The 26,620-nt window shown below is 72.1% G+C and carries 25 protein-coding genes and 1 pseudogene; 8 read left to right on the top strand and 18 right to left on the bottom strand.

From position 1 onward, the window contains the following. Positions 1–67: 67 nt before the first annotated feature. Together ACH4FH_RS22655 and ACH4FH_RS22650 are read left to right on the top strand one after the other, a co-directional pair. A complete protein-coding gene (locus ACH4FH_RS22655; RefSeq protein WP_398557683.1) occupies positions 68–1,444 on the top strand; it encodes a GH1 family beta-glucosidase in 1,377 nt (458 codons plus the stop codon). Continuing rightward, on the top strand, positions 1,441–2,706 hold the full coding sequence (locus ACH4FH_RS22650) for an MFS transporter (protein WP_398557682.1): 1,266 nt from the start codon (positions 1,441–1,443) through the stop codon (positions 2,704–2,706). Before ACH4FH_RS22655 ends, ACH4FH_RS22650 begins: the two co-directional genes overlap by 4 nt. A gap of 190 nt (positions 2,707–2,896) precedes the next feature. Here the strand turns inward: ACH4FH_RS22650 and era are convergent, their stop codons facing one another. From era to ACH4FH_RS22635, 3 genes are all read right to left on the bottom strand, one after another. Then, entirely contained in the window at positions 2,897–3,883 is a 987-nt protein-coding gene (gene era, locus ACH4FH_RS22645) for a GTPase Era (protein WP_398557681.1), read from the bottom strand. A 174-nt stretch (positions 3,884–4,057) separates the two neighbouring features. Further along, on the bottom strand, positions 4,058–4,423 hold the full coding sequence (locus ACH4FH_RS22640) for a cytidine deaminase (protein ID WP_398557680.1): 366 nt from the start codon (positions 4,421–4,423) through the stop codon (positions 4,058–4,060). A gap of 111 nt (positions 4,424–4,534) precedes the next feature. Beyond that, entirely contained in the window at positions 4,535–5,362 is an 828-nt protein-coding gene (locus tag ACH4FH_RS22635; protein ID WP_398557846.1) for a helix-turn-helix transcriptional regulator, read from the bottom strand. A gap of 153 nt (positions 5,363–5,515) precedes the next feature. Here ACH4FH_RS22635 and ACH4FH_RS22630 point away from each other — a divergent pair, with 153 nt between their 5' ends. Beyond that, the gene (locus ACH4FH_RS22630) at positions 5,516–7,024 is read left to right on the top strand and encodes an MFS transporter (RefSeq protein ID WP_398557679.1); all 1,509 of its coding nucleotides are present in this window, start codon (positions 5,516–5,518) and stop codon (positions 7,022–7,024) included. Between the two features lie 78 nt (positions 7,025–7,102). Here the strand turns inward: ACH4FH_RS22630 and ACH4FH_RS22625 are convergent, their stop codons facing one another. The 4 genes from ACH4FH_RS22625 to ACH4FH_RS22610 all read right to left on the bottom strand — a co-directional run bounded on the left by ACH4FH_RS22625 (position 7,103) and on the right by ACH4FH_RS22610 (position 11,351). Then, positions 7,103–8,452: a hemolysin family protein gene (locus ACH4FH_RS22625; RefSeq protein ID WP_398557678.1), complete on the bottom strand. Its 1,350-nt coding sequence runs from the start codon at positions 8,450–8,452 to the stop codon at positions 7,103–7,105. 14 nt (positions 8,453–8,466) lie between these two features. Beyond that, positions 8,467–8,964 (bottom strand): rRNA maturation RNase YbeY, encoded by a 498-nt coding sequence (gene ybeY, locus ACH4FH_RS22620; RefSeq protein ID WP_398557677.1) that lies wholly within the window; start codon positions 8,962–8,964, stop codon positions 8,467–8,469. A 71-nt stretch (positions 8,965–9,035) separates the two neighbouring features. After that, entirely contained in the window at positions 9,036–10,040 is a 1,005-nt protein-coding gene (locus tag ACH4FH_RS22615) for a PhoH family protein (protein ID WP_398557676.1), read from the bottom strand. Between the two features lie 162 nt (positions 10,041–10,202). Next, positions 10,203–11,351 (bottom strand): carbohydrate kinase family protein, encoded by a 1,149-nt coding sequence (locus ACH4FH_RS22610; protein ID WP_398557675.1) that lies wholly within the window; start codon positions 11,349–11,351, stop codon positions 10,203–10,205. Between the two features lie 66 nt (positions 11,352–11,417). Between ACH4FH_RS22610 and ACH4FH_RS22605 the strand changes: the two genes are divergently transcribed. Next, positions 11,418–12,758 (top strand): 6-phospho-beta-glucosidase, encoded by a 1,341-nt coding sequence (locus ACH4FH_RS22605; RefSeq protein ID WP_398557674.1) that lies wholly within the window; start codon positions 11,418–11,420, stop codon positions 12,756–12,758. Positions 12,759–12,768: 10 nt separating this feature from the next. Here the strand turns inward: ACH4FH_RS22605 and ACH4FH_RS22600 are convergent, their stop codons facing one another. Together ACH4FH_RS22600 and ACH4FH_RS22595 are read right to left on the bottom strand one after the other, a co-directional pair. Further along, positions 12,769–13,398, bottom strand: coding sequence for an MBL fold metallo-hydrolase (locus ACH4FH_RS22600; RefSeq protein WP_398557673.1), 630 nt, complete (start codon positions 13,396–13,398; stop codon positions 12,769–12,771). Further along, on the bottom strand, positions 13,398–14,483 hold the full coding sequence (locus ACH4FH_RS22595; RefSeq protein ID WP_398557672.1) for an S-(hydroxymethyl)mycothiol dehydrogenase: 1,086 nt from the start codon (positions 14,481–14,483) through the stop codon (positions 13,398–13,400). The genes ACH4FH_RS22600 and ACH4FH_RS22595 overlap by 1 nt, the downstream gene beginning before the upstream one ends. 259 nt (positions 14,484–14,742) lie before the next feature. Here ACH4FH_RS22595 and ACH4FH_RS22590 point away from each other — a divergent pair, with 259 nt between their 5' ends. Next, positions 14,743–15,195: a hypothetical protein gene (locus tag ACH4FH_RS22590; RefSeq protein WP_398557671.1), complete on the top strand. Its 453-nt coding sequence runs from the start codon at positions 14,743–14,745 to the stop codon at positions 15,193–15,195. Positions 15,196–15,204: 9 nt separating this feature from the next. On the opposite strand, the gene ACH4FH_RS22585 is transcribed toward ACH4FH_RS22590, so the two are convergent. The 3 genes and pseudogenes from ACH4FH_RS22585 to ACH4FH_RS22575 form a co-directional block, all read right to left on the bottom strand. After that, the gene (locus ACH4FH_RS22585; protein ID WP_398557845.1) at positions 15,205–16,527 is read right to left on the bottom strand and encodes an MFS transporter; all 1,323 of its coding nucleotides are present in this window, start codon (positions 16,525–16,527) and stop codon (positions 15,205–15,207) included. 277 nt (positions 16,528–16,804) lie between these two features. Beyond that, complete coding sequence (locus ACH4FH_RS22580) at positions 16,805–18,112, bottom strand: glucarate dehydratase family protein (protein WP_398557844.1); 1,308 nt, start codon at positions 18,110–18,112, stop codon at positions 16,805–16,807. A gap of 26 nt (positions 18,113–18,138) precedes the next feature. Beyond that, a pseudogene (locus ACH4FH_RS22575) lies at positions 18,139–18,327 on the bottom strand (5-dehydro-4-deoxyglucarate dehydratase); the annotation flags it as partial. A 125-nt stretch (positions 18,328–18,452) separates the two neighbouring features. Between ACH4FH_RS22575 and ACH4FH_RS22570 the strand changes: the two are divergent. Together ACH4FH_RS22570 and ACH4FH_RS22565 are read left to right on the top strand one after the other, a co-directional pair. Then, a complete protein-coding gene (locus tag ACH4FH_RS22570) occupies positions 18,453–19,247 on the top strand; it encodes an IclR family transcriptional regulator (RefSeq protein ID WP_398557670.1) in 795 nt (264 codons plus the stop codon). Positions 19,248–19,457: 210 nt separating this feature from the next. Next, complete coding sequence (locus ACH4FH_RS22565) at positions 19,458–20,282, top strand: HAD family acid phosphatase (protein ID WP_398557669.1); 825 nt, start codon at positions 19,458–19,460, stop codon at positions 20,280–20,282. Here the strand turns inward: ACH4FH_RS22565 and ACH4FH_RS22560 are convergent. Together ACH4FH_RS22560 and ACH4FH_RS22555 are read right to left on the bottom strand one after the other, a co-directional pair. Beyond that, positions 20,270–21,202 (bottom strand): ribonuclease Z, encoded by a 933-nt coding sequence (locus tag ACH4FH_RS22560; RefSeq protein ID WP_398557668.1) that lies wholly within the window; start codon positions 21,200–21,202, stop codon positions 20,270–20,272. The two genes, ACH4FH_RS22565 and ACH4FH_RS22560, sit on opposite strands and share 13 nt — an antisense overlap. A gap of 17 nt (positions 21,203–21,219) precedes the next feature. Beyond that, positions 21,220–21,576 (bottom strand): histidine triad nucleotide-binding protein, encoded by a 357-nt coding sequence (locus tag ACH4FH_RS22555; RefSeq protein ID WP_393891871.1) that lies wholly within the window; start codon positions 21,574–21,576, stop codon positions 21,220–21,222. A 386-nt stretch (positions 21,577–21,962) separates the two neighbouring features. On the opposite strand from ACH4FH_RS22555, the gene ACH4FH_RS22550 reads away from it, so the two are divergent. Beyond that, positions 21,963–22,391 carry an OsmC family peroxiredoxin gene (locus ACH4FH_RS22550; RefSeq protein ID WP_398557667.1) on the top strand — a complete coding sequence of 143 codons (429 nt, stop codon included), beginning with the start codon at positions 21,963–21,965 and terminating at the stop codon, positions 22,389–22,391. Positions 22,392–22,507: 116 nt separating this feature from the next. On the opposite strand, the gene ACH4FH_RS22545 is transcribed toward ACH4FH_RS22550, so the two are convergent. From ACH4FH_RS22545 to hrcA, 4 genes are all read right to left on the bottom strand, one after another. Beyond that, positions 22,508–23,251: a 16S rRNA (uracil(1498)-N(3))-methyltransferase gene (locus tag ACH4FH_RS22545; protein ID WP_398557666.1), complete on the bottom strand. Its 744-nt coding sequence runs from the start codon at positions 23,249–23,251 to the stop codon at positions 22,508–22,510. Continuing rightward, entirely contained in the window at positions 23,248–24,342 is a 1,095-nt protein-coding gene (locus ACH4FH_RS22540; RefSeq protein WP_398557665.1) for a nitronate monooxygenase, read from the bottom strand. The genes ACH4FH_RS22545 and ACH4FH_RS22540 overlap by 4 nt, the downstream gene beginning before the upstream one ends. A gap of 111 nt (positions 24,343–24,453) precedes the next feature. After that, a complete protein-coding gene (gene dnaJ / locus ACH4FH_RS22535) occupies positions 24,454–25,593 on the bottom strand; it encodes a molecular chaperone DnaJ (protein ID WP_398557664.1) in 1,140 nt (379 codons plus the stop codon). Then, positions 25,594–26,610 (bottom strand): heat-inducible transcriptional repressor HrcA, encoded by a 1,017-nt coding sequence (gene hrcA, locus ACH4FH_RS22530; RefSeq protein ID WP_393891866.1) that lies wholly within the window; start codon positions 26,608–26,610, stop codon positions 25,594–25,596. Between the last annotated feature and the right edge of the window lie 10 nt (positions 26,611–26,620).

Genomic DNA, 26,620 nt, shown 5'->3' with positions numbered 1-26,620 from the left:
GGATGCCCAACTGGCCTGCTGCCCCTACCTCTTGACACTGTTACCGGCGGTTAAGAAGATCCGGCTCATGACAACGGTGCCGGTCTCCCCCAAGCCCCTGCCCCGCTTCCCCCGCGACTTCGTGTGGGGGGTGTCGACGTCCGCCCCGCAGATCGAGGGCGCGGTGGAGGAGGGCGGGCGAGGGCGGTCCGCGTGGGATGTGTTCGCGGCGGAGCCGGGGCGGATCAAGGACGGGTCCGACGCGCGGATCGCGACCGATCACTACCACCGCCATCGCGAGGACGTGGCGCTGCTCAAGGGGCTCGGGGTCGGCGCGTACCGCTTCTCGGTGGCCTGGCCGCGGGTGGTGCCGGACGGCAGCGGCGCGGTCAACGAGGCGGGGCTCGACTTCTACGACCGGCTGGTGGACGCGCTGCTGGCGGCGGGCGTCGACCCGGTGCCCACGCTGTTCCACTGGGACACCCCCCAGGCACTGGAGGAGGGCGGCGGCTGGCTCGTCCGGGAGACCGCCGAGCACTTCGCGGCGTACGCGGACGCGGTCGCGGCCCGGCTGGGGGACCGCGTCGGCCGCTGGATCACCCTCAACGAACCGGCGGAACTGACACTGCTGGGTTACGGCCTGGGGCAGCACGCGCCGGGCAGGCAGCTGGTCTTCGACGCCCTGCCGGCCGCCCACCACCAGCTGCTCGGCCACGGCCTTGCGGTGCAGGCGCTGCGGGCCCGCGGGGCGGGGAACATCGGCATCGCCAACTCGCACGGGCCGACCTGGGCGGCGAGCGCGTCGGAGGCGGACACGGCCGCCGCGGACCTCTACGACCTGCTGCTCAACCGGCTCTTCGCGGACCCGCTGCTGCTCGGCCGCTACCCGGACGAGGGGCTGGCGGCCCTGCTGCCGGGGCCCGTCGCCGACGACCTGAAGATCATTTCCCAGCCGCTGGACTGGTATGGGATCAACTACTACCAGCCGACCCTGGTGGGCGCCCCGGACCCGGACGCGGCCGGCCCCGCCGACTTCGGCGGCATCCTGCTGCCGGCCGAACTCCCCTTCGCCCCAAGGGAGATCGAGGGCTATCCGCGGACCGACTTCGGCTGGCCGGTGGTCCCCGGGGCGCTCACCGAGCTGCTGCGTGACTTCCGCGAGCGGTACGGAGCGAACCTGCCCCCGATCGTGATCACCGAGAACGGCTGCTCGTACGACGGCCTCGACGACCGCGAGCGGATCACGTTCCTGGACGGGCATCTGCGCGCCCTGCACGAGGCGCTCGAAGCGGGCATCGACATCCGCGGCTACTTCGTCTGGACGCTGCTGGACAACTTCGAATGGGCGGAGGGGTACGCGCGACGGTTCGGTCTGGTGCATGTGGACCGTGCCACCTTGGCGCGGACGCCCAAGACCTCCTACCGGTGGCTGCGGGACGCGCTGCGCGACCAGGCGCGGGGATGAGCGAAGCGGCGGCGACGCCGGCGACGGGGCCCGCCGATACGGCCGAGCCGCACCGGCGGGCGGGCCGTGGCTGGACGGCTTCGCTGTCGCTGGCGAACGGGGCAATCTGGGCCGGCTGGTACGGGCCGATCCAGATCCTGCTCGCCCTCCAGGCCGCCGCGCTCGCACCGCCCGGCACCTCCAAGGAGTCCGTCCTGGCGTGGGTGACCGGCCTGGGCGCCGCGGTCTCGCTGGTCGCCAACCCGCTCTTCGGCGCCCTCTCCGACCGAACGGTCTCCCGCTACGGTCGCCGTGCGCCATGGATCCTCGCCGGGGTGCTGGGCGGGGCCGCCGCCCTCGCGCTGCTGGCCGGGGCACGCACCGTCGCGGGAATGGCGCTCGGCTGGTGCCTGGTGCAGCTCGCGCTCAACGCGGCCTTCGCGGCGATCACCGCCGCGGTACCCGACCGGGTGCCGCGGCCGCAGCGCGGCGCGGTGGGCGGCTGGCTGGGCGCCGCGCAGATCCTCGGCGTCCTCGCCGGTACCGGGCTCGCCACCCTCGCCGGCGGCGTCGTCGCCGGCTATCTGGCCTGCGCCGGCTTCACGGTGCTGGCCACCCTGCCCCACCTGCTGCTGCACAAGGACCCGCCGCTGCCGGCCGCCCACCGGCCGCCCTTCACATGGCGGGCCTTCCTCGCCGGCTTCTGGCTCAGCCCCCGCCGCCACCCCGACCTCGGCTGGGCCTGGCTGACCCGCTTCCTGATCAACCTGGGCAACGCCCTCGCGCTGCTCTATCTCCTGTACTACCTGCGGGACGCCCTGCACCAGCCCGACCCCGAGGGCGGGGTGCTGATCCTCACCGCGGTCAACGGCGTCACCCTCCTGGGCACCGTCGTCCTCGGCGGGATCCGCTCGGACCGGGCCGGCCGCCGCAAACCGTTCGTGCTGGGGGCCGGCGTGGTCATGGCGGTGGCCACCGCGCTGCTCGCCGGCTGGCAGACCTGGCCGGGCGCGCTGTGCGCCGCGGCGCTGCTCGGCATCGGCTTCGGGGTCTTCACCTCGGTCGACTTCGCGCTGATGACCGAGGTGCTGCCGGCCGCCGCGCACCGCGGCAAGGACCTCGGCATCCTCAACATCGCCAACTCGCTGCCGCAGGTGGCCGCCCCGGCGCTGGCCGCACCGATCGTGAGCCACCTCGGCGGCTACCGGGCGCTGTATCTCGTCGCGGCAGCCGTCGGGCTGCTGGGGGCGCTGCTGGTGCGGCGGATCCGGGGCGTGGCCTGAGAGCCGCCGCCCGCTGCCCTGGGCCGTGTCCGTCCCGCCTGGCCACTCCCCCAGAGGCGGACCCCAGCTGCGTTGTCGGGATCGTCCACGTAGACCCACTACGAGGACGACCCTCCGCCTTGCGATCGCGCTCGGCTTCCGAAGACGGCTCCGCCCTACGGGCGGACGACGGGACTTGCGCGGACAGGCCCTAGAAGCCGAGCTTGCGCAGCTGCTTGGGGTCGCGCTGCCAGTCCTTGGCGACCTTGACGTGCAGGTCGAGGTAGACCGGCGTGCCGAGCAGCGCCTCGATGTGCTTGCGCGACTTCATGCCGACCTCCTTCAGGCGCTGGCCCTTCGGGCCGATGATGATGCCCTTCTGGCTGGGACGCTCGATGTAGACATTGGCGTGGATGTCCAGCAGCGGCTTGTCGGCCGGCCGGTCCTCGCGCGGCAGCATCTCCTCGACGACGACGGCGATGGAGTGCGGCAGCTCGTCGCGTACGCCCTCCAGAGCGGCCTCGCGGATCAGCTCGGCGACCATGACCTGCTCGGGCTCGTCGGTGAGGTCGCCCTCAGGGTAGAGCGGCGGGCTCTCCGGCAGCATGGGGACGAGCAGATCGGCGAGCAGCGAGACCTGTCCCGCCCCTCGCGCGCCGGCCTCCGGGGAGGGATTGCGCGCCGCGCCCTCGGCGTCCACGGCCGACACCGGGATGATCTCGGCCCACTCGATGCCGAGCTCCTTGCCGAGCTGGTCGATGGCGATCAGCTGGGTGGCGAGGGTCTTGGAGTCGACCAGGTCGGTCTTGGTGACGATGGCGACCTTGGGGGTCTTCTTGATGCCGGCGAGTTCGGCGGCGATGTAGCGGTCACCGGGGCCCAGCTTCTGGTCGGCGGGCAGGCAGAAGCCGATCACATCGACCTCGGACCAGGTGGTCCGCACGACGTCGTTCAGCCGCTCACCGAGCAGCGTGCGCGGCTTGTGCAGACCCGGGGTGTCGACGAGAACCAGCTGCGCCTCGGGGCGGTGCACGATCCCGCGCACGGTGTGGCGGGTGGTCTGCGGCCGGTTGGAGGTGATGGCCACCTTCGTGCCGACGAGAGCGTTCGTGAGGGTGGACTTGCCCGCATTGGGGCGGCCGACGAAGCACGCGAAGCCGGCGCGGTGCGGGGCGGAGGAGTCTGTACGAACGCTCATGGCGCCCATTCTCCCCGATCCCCGGGGCCCCTCCGACCACACGGGCCGGTAGTGGGGCCGCACCCGGCAGGGCGCGACCCCACGGCTCGGTCTTCGAACACGGCCCTGAGCGCGAGCGCGGTGTCCGTCGGCGCCGCGTCGATGTGGCCCGGGAAGGGCCGTCGCCGCGCCCGCTCAGCCCTGCGGCGCGCCCGCCGGGACGGTGACGCGCAGGGTGCCGTCGAGGCCCGCGACCAGGACCGGCGTCTCGGGGCCGCCGAGGTCCCGCACGGCGGCGCGGTCCGCGTCGTCGGCGCTCTCGGACTCGGTGACCACGGCTGCGGCCTCCAGGGACGTGGCCCCGCTGGCGACGGCCATCGCCACGGCCGTGCGCAGCGCGCTGAGCTGCAACGAGTCCAGGGCGACGGTGCCGGCGACGTAGGTGCGTCCGGTCTCGTCGCGTACGGCGGCCCCCTCGGGCACGCCGTTACGGGCCCGCGCCGAGCGCGCGAGCGTGATGATCTTGCGGTCTTCGGGGTCCAGCGGTGCGGCTTCGCTCATACGGCCGAGCATATGCGGGGCGCCGTACGACGGCTTCAAGGGGCACGGGCTTCCCGGCGCACCGGTCCACCCAACCGATGCGCCCCCGTACGCGCGGACCGCGACGCGCTCTCAGCCCGCGACCGAGGACATCCCGCCCCGCCGCCCCTCCGGCGAGGTGAGCCACTCCAGCTTCTCGGCGGTGCCCGTCTCCGGGCGCGGGTTGTGCAGCACGACGTTGAGGTCGGGGCGTACCGGAACGCGGAGTTGGGTGGTCTCGAAGAGCAGCGTGCCCACCAGCGGGTGGTCCATCTCCTTGTGCAGCTGGCCGCCGTCCTGGACATCACCCAGCGCCCACAGCGCGGCGAACTCCTCGCTCGCCGCGGCGACTTCACGGATGACCTCGTCGAATCCCTCGTCCCCGGGCCGCTCCGAGCACGCGGCCCGGAACTGCGCCACCACCAAGGGGGCGTTCGCCTCCCAGCTGGCCGCCCGCGCGCGGTAGACGGGATCGGTGAAGAACGCGATCAGGCAGTTCAGCGAGACGCCGGGGCTACCGTGGCCGAGGACGAGATGGGCCGCCTCGTTGTAGGCGACGGTGTTCCAGTAGGTGTCCATGATGTGCGCGGGGAACGGCATCCACGCGTCGATCAGCCGCTGCAGACCGGCGCACACATCGGTGACCTCCAGCTCCTCGGAGTCCTGCCGCCGCGGCGGGTTGAGCCCCGCCAGGACGTACAGATGCCGTCGCTCGGCGCCGCTGAGCCGCAGCACGCGGGCCACGGAGTCCAGTACCTGCGGCGAGACGGTGATGTCGCGGCCCTGCTCCAGCCACTGGTACCAGGACGCGCCGACCCCGGCGAGAACGGCGACCTCCTCGCGGCGCAGGCCCGGCGTGCGACGGCGGCCGCCGTCGGGCAGGCCCGCCTCGGCCGGCGTGACCCGGGCGCGGCGGCTCATCAAGAACTCGCGCAGTTCCTGCCTGCGGCGCGAGGTGTCGGGTATTGCCTTGCTCACGGCCACGTTTCTCCCCCTGTCGGCGTGGCTGGTGGTGCGGACACCACGATAAGTTCCCGCTCCCCACCCCGTATTCCGCGGCCGCAAGCTCCTTGCATGCCAACCGACACCTCGCTCCGTCCCGAACCCCGGCCGGCCGCCCCGGCCGCTCCCCCGGCCCCTGCCGCCGCCACGGCCGCAACCCCCACACCGCCGGCGGCCGCGCGGATGACCACCCGCGCCAAGCTCATCCTGCTGCTGCTCTGCGCGGCGCAGTTCATCATCGCGCTGGACTTCTCCATCCTGAACGTCGCGCTGCCGGTGCTCGGCAAGGACCTGGGCATGGGCCAGGCCGACCTCCAGTGGGCGGTCACCGCGTTCGCCCTGCCCTCCGGTGGCTTCCTGCTGCTGTTCGGCCGGATCGCCGACCTCTTCGGCCGGCGCAAGCTGTTCCTGATCGGGCTGGCGTTGTTCACCGCCGCCTCGGTACTGGCCGCACTGGCCTGGTCACCGGCCTCCTTCCTGGCCGGCCGGGCGCTCCAGGGCCTGGGCGCCGCGGTCATCGTGCCCACCGGAATGTCCCTGCTGACCACGACCTTCGCCGAGGGGCCGCAGCGCGAACGCGCCCTGGGCATCAGCGGGACCGTGCTGTCGATGGGCTTCACCATCGGCATGGTGCTGGGCGGAGTGATGACCGAAGCGCTGGGCTGGCGCTCCACCATGGGCCTGCTGAGCCTGACCGGCGTGGCCGTGCTGGCCACGGCCCCGGTGCTGTTGTCGGAGTCGAGGCACCCGGAGCGACCGCGGATCGACGTGCCCGGCGCGGTCACCGTCACCGGCGGGCTGCTCGCCCTGATCTACGCCCTGTCGACCGCCGTCGAGGAGGGCTTCGGCCGCCCGGACGTCATCGTGACCCTGCTCGCCGGCGTGGCCCTGCTGGTCGCGTTCGTGGTCGTGGAATCCCGGGCCGCCCAGCCGCTGGTGTCCCTGCCGATGCTGCGCCGCCGTACGGTCGCCTGGGGCAATCTGGCGGGGCTGACCACCTTCGCGATGATGAGCACCGTGATCTTCCTGCTGACGCTGTATCTCCAGGAGGTGCTGCGGCTGTCGGCCTTTGAGACCGGTCTGCTCTTCGGGGTGCAGGGAGTCGTCTCGGCGATAGCGGGCATCGTCGCCCCGAAGGTCATCGGCAGGCTCGGCGCCCGCCGCACGCTGCTGGTCGGCATGCTGCTGCAGGCCGGCTTCACCGCCGCCCTGCTCGGGCTCGGCACCGGGTCCGGCATGTGGCTCGCCCTGATCGGCGTGACCGTCGCCAGCCTCGGGCACCTCTGGGCGATCATCTCCTACGGCGTGACCGCCACCTCCGGTGTGCCGGACGCCGAGCAGGGCCTGGCCACCGGCCTGGTCACCAGCTCCCAGCAGGTCGGCATCACCATCGGCATCCCGCTGCTGAGCGCGGTCGCCGCCGCACACATCGGCTCGCTTCGCGCCGACGGCACCGGCTTCGCGGACGCCACGCTCGGCGGTATCAAGCTGGCGCTGGGCCTGGACGCGGCGCTGGTCGCGGTGGTCGCGGTGCTGGTGACGTTCGGGCTGCGGACGGCCCGTGGCGCGCGGCGCGGCTGACCGCGAAAGGGGCCCAGGACGGCTAGTCCGGGGCCCCTGTGCGGGCGGGCGCGCTCCGCAGCGCGCCCGCCGCGCCGCTCAGCCTTCGTCCGGGCCGTGTCCCGCGTCCGCCGTCGCGCGGATCGGTTCGCACAACACCGTGATGATCTTGTTGCGGCGGCCGCCCGGCGACTCCGCGGTCAGCCGCAGCCCGGTCAGTCCCGGATCGGTGGGGGCGCCCCCGGACCCGGCCGAGCCGTCGGCGAAGAGGTCGACCTCTGCGGTCGCGCCGGCGATCGGGACCCGGCCGAGGAGCTTGGCGAGCAGGCCGCCGACCGTCTCGACGTCCTCGTCGTCCAGCTCGGCCAGGCCGTACAGCTCGCCGAGGTCGCCGATGTCCAGCCGGGCGGTGACGCGGTAGCGGCCGTCGCCGAGATCCTCGACGGGCGGCAGCTCCCGGTCGTACTCGTCGGTGATCTCACCGACGATCTCCTCCAGGATGTCCTCGATGGTGACGATGCCGGCCGTGCCGCCGTACTCGTCGATGACCACCGCGACGTGATTGCGGTCCTGCTGCATCTCGCGCAGCAGATCACCGGCGTTCTTGGTGTCCGGCACGAAGACCGCCGGGCGCATCGCCGAGGAGACCAGCTCGGTCTCGGCGTCCCGGTTGATGTGCACCTTGCGGGCCAGGTCCTTGAGATAGACCACGCCGACGACGTCGTCCTCGTTCTCGCCGGTCACCGGGATACGCGAGAAGCCCGAGCGCAGCGCGAGGGTCAGCGCCTGGCGGATGGTCTTGTAGCGCTCGACGGCGACCAGGTCCGTACGCGGCACCATCACCTCGCGCACGAGGGTGTCGCCGAGCTGGAAGACGGAGTGCACCATCCGGCGCTCCTCGTCCTCGATCAGCGACTCCTTCTCTGCCAGGTCGACCAGCGAGCGCAGCTCCGCCTCGGAGGCGAACGGGCCCTTGCGGAAGCCCTTTCCGGGGGTGAGGGCGTTGCCGAGGAGGATCAGCAGCGGCGGGATCGGGCCCATCACCCGGGCCAGCGGCAGGAGGACGTACGCGGCCGCCGTCGCGGTGTTCAGCGGATGCTGTCGGCCGATGGTGCGGGGCGAGACGCCGACGGCGACATAGGAGACCAGCACCATCACGGCGATGGCGACGGTCAGGGCCTGCCAGGTCTCCTCGAAGGAGCGCAGACAGGCGTAGGTGACCAGGACCCCCGCGGCCATCTCACAGCCGACCCGCACCAGGAGTGCGACGTTCAGATAGCGGGTGGGGTCGGCGGCGACGGCGGCGAGCTTGGCGCTGCCACGGCGGCCGGATCTGACGGCTTCCTCGGCGCGGAAGCTCGTCGTGCGGGCGAGGCCGGCCTCCGCGCAGGCGGCGAGCCAGGCGATCACGACGAGCAGGACCGCGACGGCGATCAGCTGGGTGGTCATCAGGGGCCGGCCGGTCAGGTCACGGTGGGAGCGGGCGAGGGGCCGGTCAGGCCCTTCTCGGCGCGCCAGCCGTCGATGATCGCCGCCTGCAGGCCGAACATCTCGGCCTTCTCGTCCGGCTCCTCGTGGTCGTAGCCGAGGAGATGGAGGACGCCGTGGACGGTGAGCAACTGCAGCTCCTCGTCCATGGAGTGCCCGGTCGGCGCCTCCTCGCCCTGCCGCTTGGCGACCTCGGGGCACAGCACGATGTCACCGAGGAGCCCCTGCGGGGGCTCCTCGTCGTCCTTGGCCGGCGGACGCAGTTCGTCCATCGGGAAGGACATGACATCGGTCGGACCGGGGAGGTCCATCCACTGGATGTGGAGCTGCTCCATGGCCTCGGCGTCCACGACGATGACGGACAGCTCGGAGAGCGGGTGGATGCGCATCCGGGCGACGGCGTAGCGGGCGACGTCCAGGACGGCCTGCTCGTCGATGTCCGTGCCGGACTCGTTGTTGACGTCGATCGACATGGGGAGAGTTACTTCTCGCTTCTTGGGGCTGACCGGCAGTTGCCTACGACCGCGGTGGGCGGCCGGGCGGCTCACTGGCCGTTGCGGCTGTCGTACTTCTCGTATGCGTCGACGATACGGCCGACCAGCTTGTGCCGGACGACATCCTGGCTGGTGAGGTAGGAGAAGTGCACGTCATCGACGCCCTCCAGGATCTCCCTGACCTGGCGCAGACCGCTCTTGGTGCTGCCCGGCAGGTCGACCTGGGTGACGTCACCGGTGATGACGATCTTCGATTCGAAGCCGAGGCGGGTGAGGAACATCTTCATCTGCTCGGGATTGGTGTTCTGCGCCTCGTCGAGAATGATGAAGGCGTCGTTGAGCGTCCGGCCGCGCATGTACGCCAGCGGCGCGACCTCGATGGTGCCCGCGGCCATCAGGCGCGGGATGGAGTCGGGGTCGAGCATGTCGTGCAGCGCGTCGTAGAGCGGGCGCAGATACGGGTCGATCTTCTCGTAGAGGGTGCCGGGCAGGAAGCCCAGCCGCTCGCCGGCCTCGACCGCGGGGCGGGTCAGGATGATGCGGTTGACCTGCTTGGCCTGGAGCGCCTGCACGGCCTTGGCCATCGCCAGGTAGGTCTTGCCGGTGCCCGCCGGGCCGATGCCGAAGACGACGGTGTGCTGGTCGATGGCGTCGACGTAGCGCTTCTGGTTGAGCGTCTTGGGGCGGATCGTCCGGCCGCGGTTGGAGAGGATGTTCTGGGTGAGCACCTCCGCGGGGGTCTCGCCCTCGACGCCCTCACCGTCATCCGCCGAGCGCAGCATGGCGATGGAGCGTTCCACGGCGTCCTCCGTCATCGGTTGTCCGGTGCGGAGCACCAGCATCATCTCGTCGAACAGGCGCTGGACGAGGGCGACTTCGTGAGCGTCGCCGACAGCGCTGACTTCGTTGCCCCGGACATGGATGTCGGTCGCCGGGAAGGCATTCTCGATCACGCGCAGTAGCGAGTCCCCGGATCCCAGCACCGTCACCATCGGGTGCTTGGCCGGGACGGTGAACTGGGCGCTGGCCTGCGGTTGCATGGGTGTCTGCGTCATGGGCCGGCTCTGTGGCCTGCTCAACCCTCTCTGACTCGTCTCCTTGGGATACCAAGGGTACGACGGTGCACTGACAGGCCCGAGGGGTTTTCCTGCGCCGCCCGGGTGGCGGGCCGGGGCCGCGGCACGTCCTTGCCTGCCGTCCGGCGGGCGGGCCGCCGCTCAGGCCGGGCTGCGGAAGCCGATCGTCGGCACGGCGCGGGCCAGCGGGGAGAGCCGCCCGGCGGCGGGGAGGACTTCGTCGAGGAAGGCGTACTGGCGGCGCAGCGCGGCCGGCGCGCCCGCCTCGCAGGCCCGTACCTGCTGCCACCAGGCGGCGATCTCGGCCCAGCCCGGTGCGGAGAGCGAGCCGCCGAACTCCTGCACCGACAGCGCGGCGCTCAGGCCCGCGAAGGCCAGCCGGTCGGCGAGCGGCCAGTCGGCGAGGGTGCCGGTGACGAACCCGGCGACGAAGACGTCCCCCGCGCCGGTGGGATCCAGCGCGTCGACGGCGATCGCGGGCACCTCCACGCTCTCGCCCGTCCGCCCGTCCACCGCGCAGGCACCCTCCGCGCCCATGGTGACGACGGCCAGCGGGACCCGTTCGGCGAGTTTGCGGGCGGCGGCGCGCGGGTTGCTCGTGCGGGTGTAGCGCATCGCCTCCTCGGCGTTGGGCAGGAACGCCTCGCAGTGTTCGAGATCGGCGAGGTCGGCCGGGTCCCAGCGGCCGCTGTCGTCCCAGCCCACATCGGCGAAGATGCGGCTGCCGCGGTCCGCCGCGCAGCCCAGCCAGCCCTCCCGTCCGCCGGGCACGAGCGAGGCGACGCAGGCGCGGGACGGCGGCCCGCAGCCCGGCGCGTGCCTGCCGTTGAAGGCGGACTCCGGCGGCGGCGCCTCGTGGCCGTGCGAGACCATGGTGCGCTCGCCCTCGTACGCCATGGAGACGGTGACCGGGGAGTGCCAGCCGGGGATCGTCCGGGACAGGGCCAGGTCGATGCCCTCGCCCTGGGCGAGCGCCTCCCAGCAGTACTCGCCGTACATGTCGTCGCCGAAGGCCGCGGCCAGGGAGGTGCGCAGTCCCAGGCGGGCCAGGGCGGTGGCCATGTTGGCGACGCCGCCGGGGCTGGAGCCCATGCCGCGGGCCCAGGACTCGGTGCCGCGTACGGGTGCGGAGTCCAGGCCGGTGAAGATGATGTCCAGGAAGACCGTGCCGGTCAGGTAGACGTCGGTGTGCGGGTCGCCGTCAGCGCGCACCGCGGCCAGCGGATCGAGGCCCGGCGACCCGGTACCGGGGCCCGCGGGCGGTCGGACATCGCGTCGGCCACTGTTCACCGTGCTCGCCCCTTTCGTTCCGGCACGTGCGGCCAGTGTGCCTGATGCTGGGGTACGTTCCGCCCCATGAGGCTCACGATTCTCGGCGGTGGCGGTTTCCGGGTGCCGCTGGTCTACCGCGCGCTCCTGGACGACCCGGCACGCTCCGTCTCCGAGGTGACGCTGTACGACACCGACGCGCGCCGGGTGGCGGTGATAGCCGAGGTGCTCACCGAGCTGGCGCAGGGGCATCCCGCGCCGGTGGCCGTGCGGCTCGCGGACGGTCTGGACGACGCGCTGACCGGCGCCGACTTCGTCTTCTCCGCGATCCGGGTGGGCGGCACGGCCGGTCGGATCCGGGACGAGCGGATCCCGCTGTCGGAGGGCGTGCTCGGCCAGGAAACGGTCGGCGCCGGGGGTGTGCTGTACGGCCTGCGGACGATTCCCGTGGCCCTGCACATCGCCGAGCGGGTCGCCGCCCTCGCGCCTCGGGCCTGGGTCATCAACTTCACCAACCCGGCGGGCATGGTCACCGAGGCGATGGCCCAGGTGCTGGGCGACCGCGTCATCGGGATCTGCGACTCCCCGGTGGGACTGGTGCGGCGGGCGGCCCGCGCGGCCGGCGCGGACCTCTCGGCGTTCGCGGCCCCGGGCCGGGCGTCGTACGACTACGTGGGCCTCAACCACCTCGGCTGGCTGCGGTCGTTGACCGTCGACGGCACGGAACTGCTGCCGCGGCTGCTCGCCGACGACCGGGCGCTGGGCTCCTTCGAGGAGGGCCGGCTGTTCGGTGCCGACTGGCTGCGCACGATCGGCGCCCTGCCGAACGAGTATCTGCACTACTACTACTTCCGCCGGGAGACCCTGGACTCCGTACGGGACACCCGGGAGACCCGGGGGGAGTTCCTCGACCAGCAGCAGGGCGGGTTCTTCAAGCGGGCCGCGGCGGCCGGCGGGCCGGACGCGGCGTACGCGCTGTGGGAGCGGACCCGGCTGGAGCGCGAGGAGACGTACATGGCGCACAGCCGCGCGGCCGGTGGCGGCTGGCAGCGCGACAGCCTTGATCTGGAGGGCGGTGGCTACGACCGGGTGGCGCTGGCCCTGATGCACGCCATCCTGGGCGACAGCGGCACCCGGCTGATCCTGAACGTCCGCAACGGGACGACGGTGCCGCAGCTGGCGCCGGACGCGATCGTGGAGACCGTCTGCGAGGTGGATGCCAAGGGTGCCCGCCCGCTGCCGTGCGCGCCGCTGCGCGAGGATCAGCTGGGGCTGATGTTGCAGGTCAAGGCGGTGGAGAAAGCGGCGGTGGAGGCCGCGACGTTCAAGGACAGGGGCGCGGCGCTGCGGGCGCTCGCGCTGCATCCGCTCGTCGACTCCCCCGCGGTGGCCGCCCGCATCCTGGAGCGGGCGGCCGCAACGGACTGAGTGCGGCGGCTCAGTGCCCCCGCGTGATCCACTCCTCCAGGTGCGGGGCCTCCTCCCCGATGGCCGTCGGATCGCCGTGTCCGGTACGCACCACGGTCTCCGGGGGCAGGGACAGCAGCCGGTCCCGGATCGACGCGACGATCGTCGGGAAGTCCGAGAAGGATCGTCCGGTGGCTCCCGGGCCGCCCTGGAAGAGGGTGTCCCCGGTGAAGACGGTGCCGAGGTCGGGCGCGTACAGGCAGACCGCGCCCGGCGCGTGGCCGGGGGTGTGCAGCACGGTCAGGTCGATCCCCGCGATGGTCAGCACCTGACCGTCCGCCAGTTCGGCGTCGGGCGGGGTGCCGGGGTGGGTCTGCTTCCACAGCGGCAGATCGGCGGGGTGCAGATGGATACGGGCGCCGGTACGGGAGGCCAGCGCGGGGGCGGCGTCGATGTGATCGTTGTGCGCGTGGGTGCAGATGATGGCGCGCAGCGTCCGGCCGCCGAGTGCCTCGAAGATCGCGTCGGCGTCGTGGGCGGCGTCGATGACGATCGCCTCGTCGTCGTTCCCGACGATCCAGACGTTGTTGTCGACGTCCCAGGTGCCGCCGTCGAGCGAGAAGGTGCCTGAGGTGACGAGGTGGTCGATGCGGGCCGCCATCAGAGCGTCACCACCGAGCGCAGGACGTCGCCCGCGTGCATCCGCTCGAACGCTTCCTCGACGCCGTCGATGCCGATGGTCTCGGTGACGAACGCGCCGAGGTCGATGCGGCCCTGCTGGTGCAGGTCGATGAGCATCGGGAAGTCCCGCGAGGGCAGGCAGTCGCCGTACCAGGAGGACTTCAGGGCACCGCCGCGTCCGAAGACGTCCAGCAGGGGAAGTTCCAGGGTCATTTCCGGGGTGGGGACGCCCACCAGGACGACGGTGCCGGCCAGGTCCCGTGCGTAGAACGCCTGCTTGTACGTCTCCGGGCGGCCGACCGCCTCGATGACGACGTCCGCGCCGAAGCCGCCGGTCAGCTCGCGGATCGCCTCGACGGGGTCGGCGGTACGGGAGTTGACGGTGTGGGTGGCGCCCATGGACCGGGCGGTGGCCAGCTTCCGGTCGTCGATGTCGACCGCGATGATCCGGGCCGCGCCGGCCAGCCGGGCCCCGACCACGGCGGCATCCCCCACTCCGCCGCAGCCGATGACCGCGACCGAGTCGCCGCGACCCACGCCGCCGGTGTTGATGGCGGCGCCGATGCCGGCCATCACCCCGCAGCCCAGCAGCCCCGCGACGGCGGGCGAGACCTCCGGGTCGACCTTGGTGCACTGCCCGGCGGCGACGAGGGTCTTGTCGGCGAACGCGCCGATGCCGAGCGCCGGGCTCAGCTCCGTGCCGTCCTTGAGCGTCATCTTCTGCTTCGCGTTGTGCGTGTCGAAGCAGTACTGGGGGCGGCCGCGCAGACATGCCCGGCACTGCCCGCACACCGCACGCCAGTTGAGGATGACGAAGTCGCCGGGCGCGACGTCGGTGACGCCGTCGCCGACCGACTCCACGACGCCCGCCGCCTCGTGCCCGAGCAGGAACGGGAAGTCGTCGTTGATGCCGCCCTGCTTGTAGTGCAGATCGGTGTGGCAGACCCCGCACGCCTGGACCTTCACCACGGCCTCGCCGGGCCCCGGGTCGGGCACCAGGATCGTCTCCAGCCGGACCGGTTCGTTCTTCCCCGGCGCGATGACGCCGCGCACTTCCTGTGCCATCGGTACAGCCCCTCTCAAAGATCACTTACGGGACCACTGTGGCGCGCTGCCACTGAGCCGTGCCACACCGTACGCGCGCGGACCCACCCCGCACAGGACCGCCGCCGCCACCGCGATCCCTCGGCCGCCGCACCACCGGGGCCGGCGGTCCTCCTCGGACGTTAGCGGGGCGTTAGTCGTACGGCGATAGATCATCAACGGCGGCCGACAGTCTTGTTCCACGAACCCGAAGCGTTACTTGGAGAGAACGGGAAGACCCATGCCGCAGACCACACTCCGCCTCGCCCGCAAGGCCGCCGCCGCCATGGTGATCACTGTCGCCGCGTTCGGGCTCACCGCCTGCCAGGACGGCGGCACCGACGCCTCCTCATCCACGGCCTCCGCACAGGCCACCAAGTCCCCCTCCAACGGGACCAAGGCCGCCCAAGGCTCCGCCGACGACGCACCGGCGGGCACCCCCTCGAAGTCCGGGACGAAGTGCACCGACCAGATCGACTACGCGGGCGACACCCGGTCCAACGCCGAGATCAACACCATCGGCGAGGACACCGGCCACTGCCCGGCCCCGGAGAAGGGCGACAAGCCGAAGGGCACGCCCAAGGACCCCGACACCAGCTGCACCGACCAGATCAACTACGCCGGCGACACCCGGTCCAACGCCGAGATCAACACCATCGGCGACAAGACCGGCTACTGCCCGCCGGTCCGGTGAGTCGGGGACCTAGGCACCCGCGGGCGCCGCGTCCGGTGGCGGATCGGCGGCCCCCGCCCCGGCGATGGCGCTCTGGGTGACCGGAGCGGGCTCGGTGGCGGTGCGCCGGCCGCGCGGCCGGTCGTTGCGCCCGCCACCGCGGACCAGTGCGACGCTCACCGCCGCCAGCACGCCCACCACCGACAGGCCGATGAGACCGCCGCGGGTCGACCCGGTGGCGTCCTGCAGGATCCCGAACGCCGTCGGCGAGACGAAACCGCCCAGGTTTCCCAGGGAGTTGACCAGCGCGATGGCGGGCGCCGCGACCCGGGCGTCCAGATAGCTCTGCGGAATGGTCCAGAAGACGGGCGAGGACGTCTTGAAGCCCATCGCCGCCAGGCACAGCGCGGCGAGCGCGAACCACGGGGAGACCAGGGTGGCGAGCAGGGTGCCGAGCGCGCCGAGCAGCAGCGTGCCGGCCAGGAAGGGCCGCCGGCGGCCCGTACGGTCCGAGGCCCGTCCGGTGACGTACACCGCGGCGATCGCGCACAGCCACGGCACCGCGACCAGCAGTCCGACCTCGAACTCCGAGAGCCCGCCGATGTCGTCGACGATGCTCGGCAGCCAGAAGGTGACGGCGTACAAGGCGAGGGAGATGGCGAAGTAGAGCCAGCAGAACAGCAGCATCTGCGGGTCGGTGAGCAGCCGCAGGCGGGAGACCTTCGCGGTGCCCCGCTCGGCGGTACGGGCCGCCTGCTCGGCGTCGATGGCCGCCGCCAGGGCCGTCTTCTCCGGCACGGTGAGCCAGGTGGCGTCCGCCGGCCGGTTGTCCAGGAAGCGGAAGACGACCAGCCCGAGCAGCACCGACGCCAGGCCCTCCAGGAAGAACATCCACTGCCAGCCGCGGTGCCCCAGCAGTCCGTGCATCTCCAGCAGGGCCCCGGACAGCGGCCCGGCGATGACGGCCGCGGTGCCCGAGCCCATCAGGAAGATCGCGGTGGCCCGGCCGCGGTCGGCGTCCGGCAGCCAGCGCGTGAAGTAGTAGATGACGGCGGGGAAGAAGCCTGCCTCCGCGACGCCGAGCAGGAAGCGCAGCGCGTAGAACATCTCGGTGCTGGTCACGAACGCCATGGCGGTGGCCACCAGGCCCCACGTGATCATGATGCGGGTGAGCCAGATCTTCGCCCCGAAGCGCTCCATCAGCATATTGCTGGGCACTTCGAAGAGGGCGTAGGCGACGAAGAACAGGCCCGCGCCGAAGCCGAACGCGGCGGCCGAGATCCCGATGTCGGCCCGCAACTGGTCCTGTGCGAAGCCGATGTTGACACGGTCGACGTAGTTGGCGACGAACATCACGAAGAAGAGCGGCACGACCCGCTTGAAGATCTTGCCGACGGCGCTGCGCACCACCGGGTCCTGGTGGTCCTGGGGAGCCTGGAGGTCGTGCGGGGGGTCCGATGGTGCGGGGTGCGCGGGCTCGTGGCTCACGTGCGACTCCGTAGACGTCTGGCCGCCCGCCGTTGGGCGACTGGGGAAGGCCCGGCGTACGGGGGCTCGTCCCTGCCCCCGCGGGCGCCGTGCCGGATGGGTGGGCGGCCCGGCCCGCCGGCCGGAACCGGGCCGCCCCGGGTCACCAGCGCGGAACGGCGGGGGTGACCCAGTCGGGGTCGGCCGCCCGCATGGCGGCGGCGTCGTCGCGGTCGTGGTGTGTGCCGTCGTCGGCCAGCCAGCGGCGGTGCAGCGCGGCGAGCCGGTCACGGTCCAGTTCGATGCCGAGGCCGGGGGCGTCGCTGACGTCGACCCGGCCGTCGCGGAAGGTGAGGCGTTCGGTGAGGACGTCCTCGGTCTGCCAGGGGTAGTGGCTGTCGCAGGCGTGATCGAGATGGGGCACGGTCGCCGCGACATGGGTCATGGCGGCGAGGCTGATGCCCAGGTGGGTGTTGGAGTGCATGGAAAGGCCGACCCCGAAGGTGCGGCAGACGGCGGCCAGTTCACGGGTGTTGCGCAGTCCGCCCCAGTAGTGGTGGTCGGAGAGCACGATCTGGACGGCGCCGCTGGTGAACGCCTCCGCGATCTCGTCGAACGTCGTGACGCACATATTGGTCGCCAGGGGCAGCCCGGCGCCCGCCGCCACCTCCGCCATCCGCGCGGTACCGCTCGCCGGGTCCTCCAGATACTCCAGTACGTCCCGCAGCTCGTGTGCGACCTCCAGCGAGGTCGCCACGCTCCAGGCGCCGTTGGGGTCCAGACGCAGCGGCTGCCCGGGGAACTCGGCGGCCAGCGCCTTGATCGCCGCGATCTCCCGCGCGGGCTCGAAGACGCCGCCCTTGAGCTTGAAGGACGTGAAGCCGTAGGTGTCGGCGAACCTGCGGGCCTGCGCGACGACGCCCGCCGGGTCCAGGGCCGCGCCCCAGTCGTCCCGCTCGCCGCGCCCGCCGGGATGCTCCGCCCACCGGTAGAAGAGATAGGCGCTGTACTCGACGCGGTCGCGGACCTTGCCGCCGAGCAGGGCGTGCACCGGCAGGCCGGTGGCGCGGCCCCAGGCGTCCAGGCAGGCGACCTCGAAGCCGGAGAGCACCGAGAGCCGCAGCTTGTCGGCGGTCTGCACGCCGCGCAGCCCGCCGACGTCCACCGCCTCGGCGCCGGTCGCGGGCGACGGGTCACCGCAGACCCGGGCGGCCAGCGCGGGCAGCCCGTTCAGATCGGTGACCGCGCGGCCGATCAGCGCGTTGGCCAACGGGCGGACGAGCTCGAGGTACTTGGTGTCCCCGTACGTCTCGCCGAGCCCGGTGACGCCGCCCGCGGTGACCACCTCGATGATCAGCCGCGGGGTGTACGGCTGGTGCACGCCCTGGGTGTTCAGCAGCGGTGGGTCGGCGACCAGGATCGGGGTGAGCCGTACCTCGGTGATGATGAGGTCCTTGGTGCCGGCGGCCACCGCGGCAGTCGTGTCGGCGGGGTGGTTCAACGGGTGGCTCCTACGAGGTCGAGGCCGCTGTCGAGCAGGGCCGCTGGATCGGTGAGGTCATCGAGGCCGGGGTCGGTGAGCGCGCGGACCGGCCCGACGGGCAGACCGCGCGACGGGGCCGGGGCCTTCACCGGCGAAACCGCGTATCCGGGTCCCCGGTAACGCAGTTGTCCCAGCGGCGCGTGCCTCACGATCATCCGTCTCCGTATGTAGATGATGTCTACACTTGAAGATGGAGGCTAGGAAGCGCGCCACCCGGCGTCAAGACCCACGACCGCACCGGATCCCGGGCTGCGCTTACGATCGGGCCATGACGGAGACCGGTGGCGTACGCGAGGTGAAGTCGGCGGCGCGCACCGTCGAGCTGCTGGAGGTGCTCGCCGCCCGCGGCGACCGGCCGGCCCGCCTGCGCGAACTCGCCGAGGAACTGGGCGTACCCCGCAGCTCCATGTACGCGCTGCTGCAGACCCTGATCGACCGCGGCTGGGTGCGCACCGACGCGACCGGCTCGCTCTACGGCATCGGCATCCGCGCCCTGCTGACCGGCACCAGCTATCTGGACAGCGACCCCCGGGTGCGGGCCGCCAGGCCGTACCTCGACGAGGCGTCCGAGGCGCTGGGCGAGACCATCCACCTCGCCCGCCTGGACGGCGCGGACGTCGTCTATCTCGCCACCCGCGAATCGCACGAGTACCTGCGCACCTTCAGCCGGGTCGGGCGCCGGCTGCCCGCCCATGCCGGGGCCCTCGGCAAGGCACTGCTCGCCGACCGCGCCCCCGGTGAACTCCCGCTCGCGGAGGGGCCGCTGGAGCAGCTGACGGAGAACACCCACACCGATGCGGCGTCGCTCGCCGTGGACCTGGCGGCGGTGCGCGAGCGGGGCTACGCCATCGACCGCGAGGAGGGCGTCACCGGCATCACCGGCTTCGGCTTCGCCCTGCGCTGCGACACCCCCGCCACCGACGCCATCAGCTGCTCGGTGCCGGTCGCCCGGCTCACCCCGGCGCACGAGAGCCGGATCGTCGCGGTCATGCGGGAGATCCGGACGAAGATCGAGGCGATCGTGCCACACGCGCAGGGCCCGGGCACCCCCGACTGGCGCTGACGCCCCTCCTTTCCCGGCCCGCGCCGCACCCCACCCGGCGGCGCACACCCCGCACCGCTGCCCGCAAGCTTTTACCAAGCATTGAATCTCCGCGCGTAGATAACGGAAATGAGGCTCTGTTAGACCTTCTGGGACCCCGTTGGACCCCCTGGGGAGTGCCGAGTTCGGCGACACCCCCGGGGCTCCCCACGCCTCCCGAAGGAGCCGCGCATGCCCGTCCCCGCCCTCTCCCGCCGCGTCCGCCTCGGCGCCTCGGTGGTCGCCACCCTCGTCGCCGGCACCGCCGTGTTCGGCATCGGCCAGGCCACCGCCGAGCACTCCGTGCCCCGCACGGACAAGGAGATCCCCAATCTCACGCAGGTGCAGGACAAGATCAAGTCCTACTACGGCGACACGGTGACGGCGGACGGGGAGCACTACGCCTCCCCCGACAGCAACTACGCCCGCCAGGTGCACGGCATCGAGGCCAAGGCCCGCGCCTATCTGTCCACGAAGCTCGCCCGGCAGCGGCCGGCCGCGGACCCGGCCGGCACCGAGCACGCCAAGCCGGCCAAGCCCGCCATCGTCCTCGACATGGACGACACCACCCTGCTGACCTACAACTACGAGCTCCAGGTCGGCTTCCACTTCACCCCGGAGAGCCAGGACAAGTACCTCGCCAACACCGACATGGACCCGGTATTCGGCATGAACCGGCTGGTCAACTGGGCCCGCGACAAGGGCGCCGAGGTCTTCTTCCTCACCGGCCGCAAGGAGGCGCAGCGGGAGTGGAGCGTGCGCAACCTCAAGAACGTCGGTTACGACGTGCCGCTGGACCGTACGCACGTGTACCTGCGGGACAAGGAGAACCCTCCCGCCTACCTGCCCTGCGGCGCCACCTGCTCGACCATCGAGTTCAAGTCCGGCACCCGCAAGCACATCGAGTCCCTCGGCTACGACATCGTCGCCAACTTCGGGGACCAGTACAGCGATCTGCGCGGCGGCGCCGCCGACCGGACCTTCAAGCTGCCCAACCCGATGTACTACCTGCCGTAACCCTCGGCAGCCGCTGCGGACCTCTTGGGCAGCGGCACGCGCATCAGGTCCCGGGCGATGGTGAGTTCGCCGGTGAAACCCGCCGCGCGTGCCTGCCGCTCGAACTCCTGCGGGTCGGAGTAGCGCTGCGAGAAGTGCGTCAGCACCAGATGCCGTACACCTGCCCCGGCCGCCACCTCCGCGGCCTGACCGGCGGTCAGATGGCCGTGGTCGGTCGCCAGCTGCACGTCCTCGTCGAGGAACGTCGACTCGATGACGAGCATGTCCGCGCCCTCGGCGAGCGCGTGGACCCCCGGGCACAGCCGGGTGTCCATCACGAACGCGAACCGCTGGCCGGTGCGGATCTCGCTGACCTCGTCGAGGGTGACGCCGTTCAGCTCGCCGGCGCGCAGCAGGCGGCCGACGTCCGGCCCGGCGATGCCGTGCGCGGCCAGCCGGTCGGGCAGCATCCGGCGGGCGTCCGGCTCCACGAGGCGATAGCCGTAGGACTCGACCGGGTGCGAGAGCTTGTGCGCCTCCAGGACGTAGGACGCCGTGCGGTCCAGCTCGCCGTCGGCGCTCACCGGGAGCTGCGTCAGCCGGACCGTCTCGCGGTAGGCGGTGGCATGGCGCAGCCGGTCGAAGAAGTGCTGACCGCTGGCCGGGTAATGCGCGGTGATGGGATGCGGCACCCGGTCGAGGTTGATCCGCTGGATCACGCCGGCGAGCCCCAGCGAGTGGTCGCCGTGGAAATGCGTGACGCAGATCCGGTTGAGGTCGTGCGCGGCGACCCCGGCGCGCAGCATCTGACGCTGCGTCCCCTCCCCGGGGTCGAAGAGCAGCCCCTGGCCGTCCCAGCGCAGCAGATAGCCGTTGTGGTTGCGGTGCCGGGTGGGCACCTGACTCGCGGTGCCGAGGACGACCAGCTCACGTACGGACAACTTCGGCCTCGGTCCCGTCAGACCAGGCGCTGGAGGTCGCGGCCGCCCAGCAGGTGCGCGTGGGCGTGGAAGACGGTCTGCCCGGCGCCGGGTCCGGTGTTGAAGACGATGCGGTAGCCGGTCGAGTCGACCTTCTCCTCGCCGGCCACCACCCCTGCCTCGCGCAGCACGTCGCCGGCGATCGCCGGTTCCGCCGCGGCCAGTTCGAGGGCGTTGGCGTAGTGGACCTTGGGGATCACCAGGACGTGGGTCGGGGCCTGGGGGTTGATGTCGCGGAAGGCGACGGTGGTCTCGGTCTCCCGGACGATGGTCGCCGGTACCTCCCCCGCCACGATCTTGCAGAACAGGCAGTCGGCCTGCGGTTCTCCCGCCACCGGTGGGCTCCTCCCGGGTCTTCGGCCGCCGCCGCGTCGCGCCGGGCGGGCCGTGTCGAGCTACGTCCTGGACCGCGGCACGATCGCGTCGCGGCCTGCGCAGCATGCGCCGTACGCACGGTGCGTACGGCCTTGGATGCTACCGGGCGGCCCCCACCGGGCGTCGCAGTGACCAGGGCTGACGGCTTCGGCGTCCGTCGCGCCGGACCGGCCGGGCGGCTCCCGGGGCCCTCGGCGGCCCCGCCGGTCGCCCGGCGGGGCCGGGCGGGTCGGACGGTTCGGACGCGGTCGGACGGGTGATCCCCGGCCGACGGCCCACCGGCCCCGCGGATCACTAAGCTGGGTCCCGCAGACCGCTTTTCGCCCACAACCGGGAGTTATGCACCATGGCAACCACGCGCACCGCCAAGACCCACTGGGAAGGCAACCTCCTGGAGGGCAAGGGCACCGTCGCCCTCGACTCCTCCAAGATCGGTACCTACGACGTCAACTGGCCCGCCCGTACGGAGCAGCCGAACGGCGTCACCAGCCCCGAGGAGCTCATCGCGGCCGCCCACTCCTCCTGCTACTCCATGGCCTTCTCGCACGGCCTGGCCGGCAAGGGGTACACCGTCGAGTCCCTCGACACCCAGGCCGATGTCACCTTCCAGCCGGGCGAGGGCATCACGTCCATCGTCCTGACGGTGAAGGCCACCGTGCCGGGTCTGTCCGAGGATGACTTCCAGGCTGCCGCCGCGGACGCCAAGGCCAACTGCCCGGTGAGCCAGGCGCTGGCGGGCGTCAAGGACATCAGGCTCAACGCTCAGCTGGTCTGAGACGGCGGCCGGCCCGTCGGGAGACGGGCCGGCTGTTCGCGCACGGCGCGGCCGGTCGCGTAAGGCAGCCGGTCGCGCGGGAACGGCGGTGCGCCGGCGGGCCTTTGAGCGGCCGGTCAGCTCCAGCGTCCCGTGCGCCCCAGCAGCAGCGCCGTCGCGGCCGTGCCGGCGGTGGAGGTCCGCAACACGGTCCTGCCGAGGCGGTACGGCGCGGCACCGGCCTCGGCGAACGCCGCGAGTTCCTCCGGGGACACGCCGCCTTCGGGGCCCACGACGAGCACGATGCCGCCCGTGGCGGGGAGTTCCGCGGTCGCCAGCGGGGTGCTGCCCTCCTCGTGGAGGACGGCGGCGAAGTCGGCACCGGCGAGCAGCGCCGCCACCTGCTTGGTCGTCAGCGGGTCCGTGACCTCCGGAAACGTCAGCCGACGCGACTGCTTGCCCGCCTCACGCGCGGTGCTACGCCACTTGCCGAGCGCCTTGGCTGCCCGCTCGCCCTTCCACTGCGTGACACAACGCGCCGCCGCCCACGGCACGATGACGTCCACACCGGTCTCGGTCATCGTCTCGACGGCCAGCTCACCGCGGTCGCCCTTGGGAAGGGCCTGGACGACGGTGATCCGGGGCGCCGCGGGCGCTTCCGTGCGCAGGCCGTCGACCACGACGGTGAGGCGGTCCTTGCCCTCCACGGCGGTGACCGTGCCCTCGGCGCCGCCCCCACGGCCGTCCGTCAGCACGACCTCTTCGCCGACCCGCAGCCGGCGTACCGACACCGCGTGCCGGCCCTCCGGCCCCTCCACGGTCAGCGTCCCGCCGGCCCGTACGTCCGCGAGGGAGTCGACGAGGAATACCGGCGCCGTCATGACGTGGCCCCCGCAGCGCCACGCGGCAACCCGGCGCGCGCGGCGTCCAGTTCGTCCGCCAGCACCTCCACCAGGCGTCCGGCGGGCATCTCGCGTGCCATCCGGTGTCCCTGCCCGGCCCACAGCGCCATGCCCTGGGCGTCGCCCGCCTTGGCCGCGGCCTTGCGCAGCCCGGAGGTGAGGTGGTGCACCGCGGGGTAGGCCGCCGGGGCGTACGGGCCGTGTTCACGCAGGAAACGGTTCACCAGGCCGCGCGCCGGACGTCCGGAGAACGCGCGGGTCAGCTCGGTGCGGGTGAACAGCGGGTTGGTCAGGGCCTGCTTGTGCAGGGTGTCGGCGCCCGACTCGGGCGTGACCAGGAAGGCCGTGCCGAGCTGCGCCATGGACGCGCCCGCTGCCAGTACGGCGGCGATCTGCGACCCGCGCATCAGACCGCCCGAGGCGATGATCGGGATCTGCACCGCCTCGTGGACCTGCGCGACCAGGGAGAGCAGCCCGATACCGGCGCCGGTCCCGTCGGCCTGCGGGTCGTCGCGGTGGGTGCCCTGGTGGCCGCCCGCCTCGATGCCCTGGACACAGACCGCGTCCGCTCCCGACCACTGCGCGGCCTGCGCCTCGGCGGCGGTGGTGACGGTCACGACGGTGGCCGTGCCGACCTCGGCGAACGCGTCGAAGACGGCGCGGGAGGGACAGCCGAAGTGGAAGGAGACCACCGGCACCGGGTCCTCGCGCAGGATCGCCAGCTTGGCCTCGTAGCCGTCGTCCACACCGCCGCAGGGGTCGATCTCGCCCAGCGGCGTCTCGTACCAGGTGGCCTCGCCGGCGAGTTGCTCGCGGTAGACCTCGACGGCCGCCACGTCGGCGAGCGCCGACTGCGGCATGAAGAGGTTCACGCCGAAGGGCCGGCCGGTCAGCCCGCGCAGCTGTTTGATCTCCTGGTACATCCCGTCAGCGGTCTTGTAACCGCCGGCGAGGAAGCCGAGACCGCCGGCCTCGCACACGGCTGCGGCGAGCTCCGGACAAGCGACGCCGCCCGCCATCGGGGCCTGCACGATCGGGTGGCGGCAAAGATCGGTCAGCGCGGTGGGCATGACCACATCGTGCCACGCTCACGACCGCGCCCAGAACCGGGTCCGCGCCGGTCCCGGAGGGGTTTCCCCCCGGAACCGGCGCGGGTCGGGCGCATGCGTGCCGCCGTCGCTCTAGCGGCCGTTGAAGGCGTCCTTCAGCCGCGAGAAAAGCCCCTGCTGCCCTGGTTGAAAGGTGCCCGTGGGGCGCTCTTCACCACGGAGCTTGGCCAGCCGCCGCAGCAGCTCTTCCTGCTCGGGATCGAGCTTGGAGGGAGTCTGCACCTCGACGTGGACGATGAGGTCGCCGCGGCCGCCACCGCGCAGATGTGTCACACCGCGTTGGTGCAGCGGGATCGACTGGCCGGACTGCGTCCCGGGCCGTACGTCGATCTCCTCCATCCCGTCCAGCGTCTCCAGCGGGCACTTCGTGCCCAGAGCAGCCGCTGTCATGGGGATGGTGACCGTGCAGTGCAGATCGTCACCGCGCCGCTGGAAGACCGGGTGCGCGACCTCGTGGATCTCGACGTAGAGGTCGCCGGCGGGGCCGCCACCGGGGCCGACCTCGCCCTCCCCCGCGAGCTGGATGCGGGTGCCGTTGTCGACACCGGCGGGGATCTTGACGGTGAGCGTGCGGCGGGAGCGGATCCGCCCGTCGCCCGCGCACTCGGGGCACGGCGTCGGAACGACCGTGCCGAAGCCCTGGCACTGCGGGCACGGCCGGGAGGTCATGACCTGGCCGAGGAAGGAGCGGGTGACCTGCGAGACCTCACCGCGGCCGCGGCACATGTCGCAGGTCTGCGCCGAGGTCCCCGGCGCCGCGCCCTCGCCGCTGCACGTCGTACAGACGACGGCGGTGTCGACCTGGATGTCCTTGGTCGTGCCGAAGGCGGCTTCGTTGAGGTCGATGTCCAGACGGATCATGGCGTCCTGGCCGCGGCGGGTCCGCGAGCGCGGGCCGCGCTGCGAGGCCGTGCCGAAGAAGGCGTCCATGATGTCGGAGAAGTTGCCGAAGCCGGCGCCGAAGCCGCCCGCTCCCGCACCGCCGCCGCCCGCCTGCGAGAGGGGGTCGCCGCCGAGGTCGTAGACCTGCTTCTTCTGCGGGTCCGACAACACCTCGTAAGCGGCGTTGATCTCCTTGAACCGCTCCTGGGTCTTCGGATCCGGGTTCACGTCCGGGTGCAGCTCACGCGCCAGCCGGCGGAATGCCTTCTTGATCTGGTCCTGCGAGGCGTCACGGCTGATGCCGAGGACCGAGTAATAATCCGTGGCCACTTACGACTCCGCGAGGATTTGTCCGACGTAACGTGCCACTGCGCGTACCGCTCCCATCGTTCCGGGGTAGTCCATGCGGGTCGGTCCGACCACGCCGAGTTTGGCGACTGCCTCGTCGCCCGAACCGTAGCCGACCGCGACGACCGATGTGGACGCCAGGCCTTCATGGGCATTCTCATGCCCGATACGTACGGTCATGCCCGAGTCCTTGGCCTCCCCGAGCAGCTTGAGCAGCACCACGTGCTCCTCAAGGGCCTCCAGCACCGGCCGGATGGTCAGCGGGAAGTCGTGACCGAAGCGCGTGAGATTGGCGGTTCCGCCGATCACCAGACGCTCCTCGGTCTCCTCCACCAAAGTCTCCAGCAGCACCGACAGCACCGTCGAGACGGTGCCGCGGTCGTCCTGCTCGAAGGATTCCGGGAGATCCTGCACCAGCTGCGGCACATCCGCGAATCGGCGCCCCACGACGCGGCTGTTCAGCCGGGCCCGCAGATCCGCCAGCGACGCCTCACCGAACGGCGACGGGCAGTCGACCAGCCGCTGCTCGACCCGGCCGGTGTCCGTGATCAGGACGAGCATCAGCCGGGCCGGCGCCAGCGACAGCAGTTCGACATGCCGCACCGTGGACCGCGTCAGCGACGGGTACTGCACGACCGCGACCTGCCGGGTCAGCTGCGCCAGCAGCCGGACCGTACGGCCCACCACGTCGTCGAGGTCGACGGCGCCGTCGAGGAAATTCTGGATGGCCCGCCGCTCCGGGGAGGACAGCGGCTTGACGCCCGCCAACTTGTCCACGAACAGGCGGTATCCCTTGTCGGTGGGAATCCGCCCCGCGCTGGTGTGCGGCTGCGCGATGAATCCCTCGTCCTCCAGGGCCGCCATGTCGTTGCGGACCGTGGCCGGGGAGACCCCGAGCTGATGGCGTTCGGTGAGCGCCTTGGAGCCGACCGGCTCCTCCGTCCCGACATAGTCCTGAACGATGGCGCGCAGCACTTCGAGCCTGCGCTCACTGAGCATCCCCGCGCAC

The organism is Streptomyces sp. NPDC017993, from assembly GCF_044328065.1.
In the GTDB taxonomy this organism is placed as follows: Bacteria; Actinomycetota; Actinomycetes; order Streptomycetales; family Streptomycetaceae; genus Streptomyces.
The sequence above is the reverse complement of the archived record's forward strand: the minus strand, read 5'-3'. Positions and strand labels throughout refer to the sequence as shown.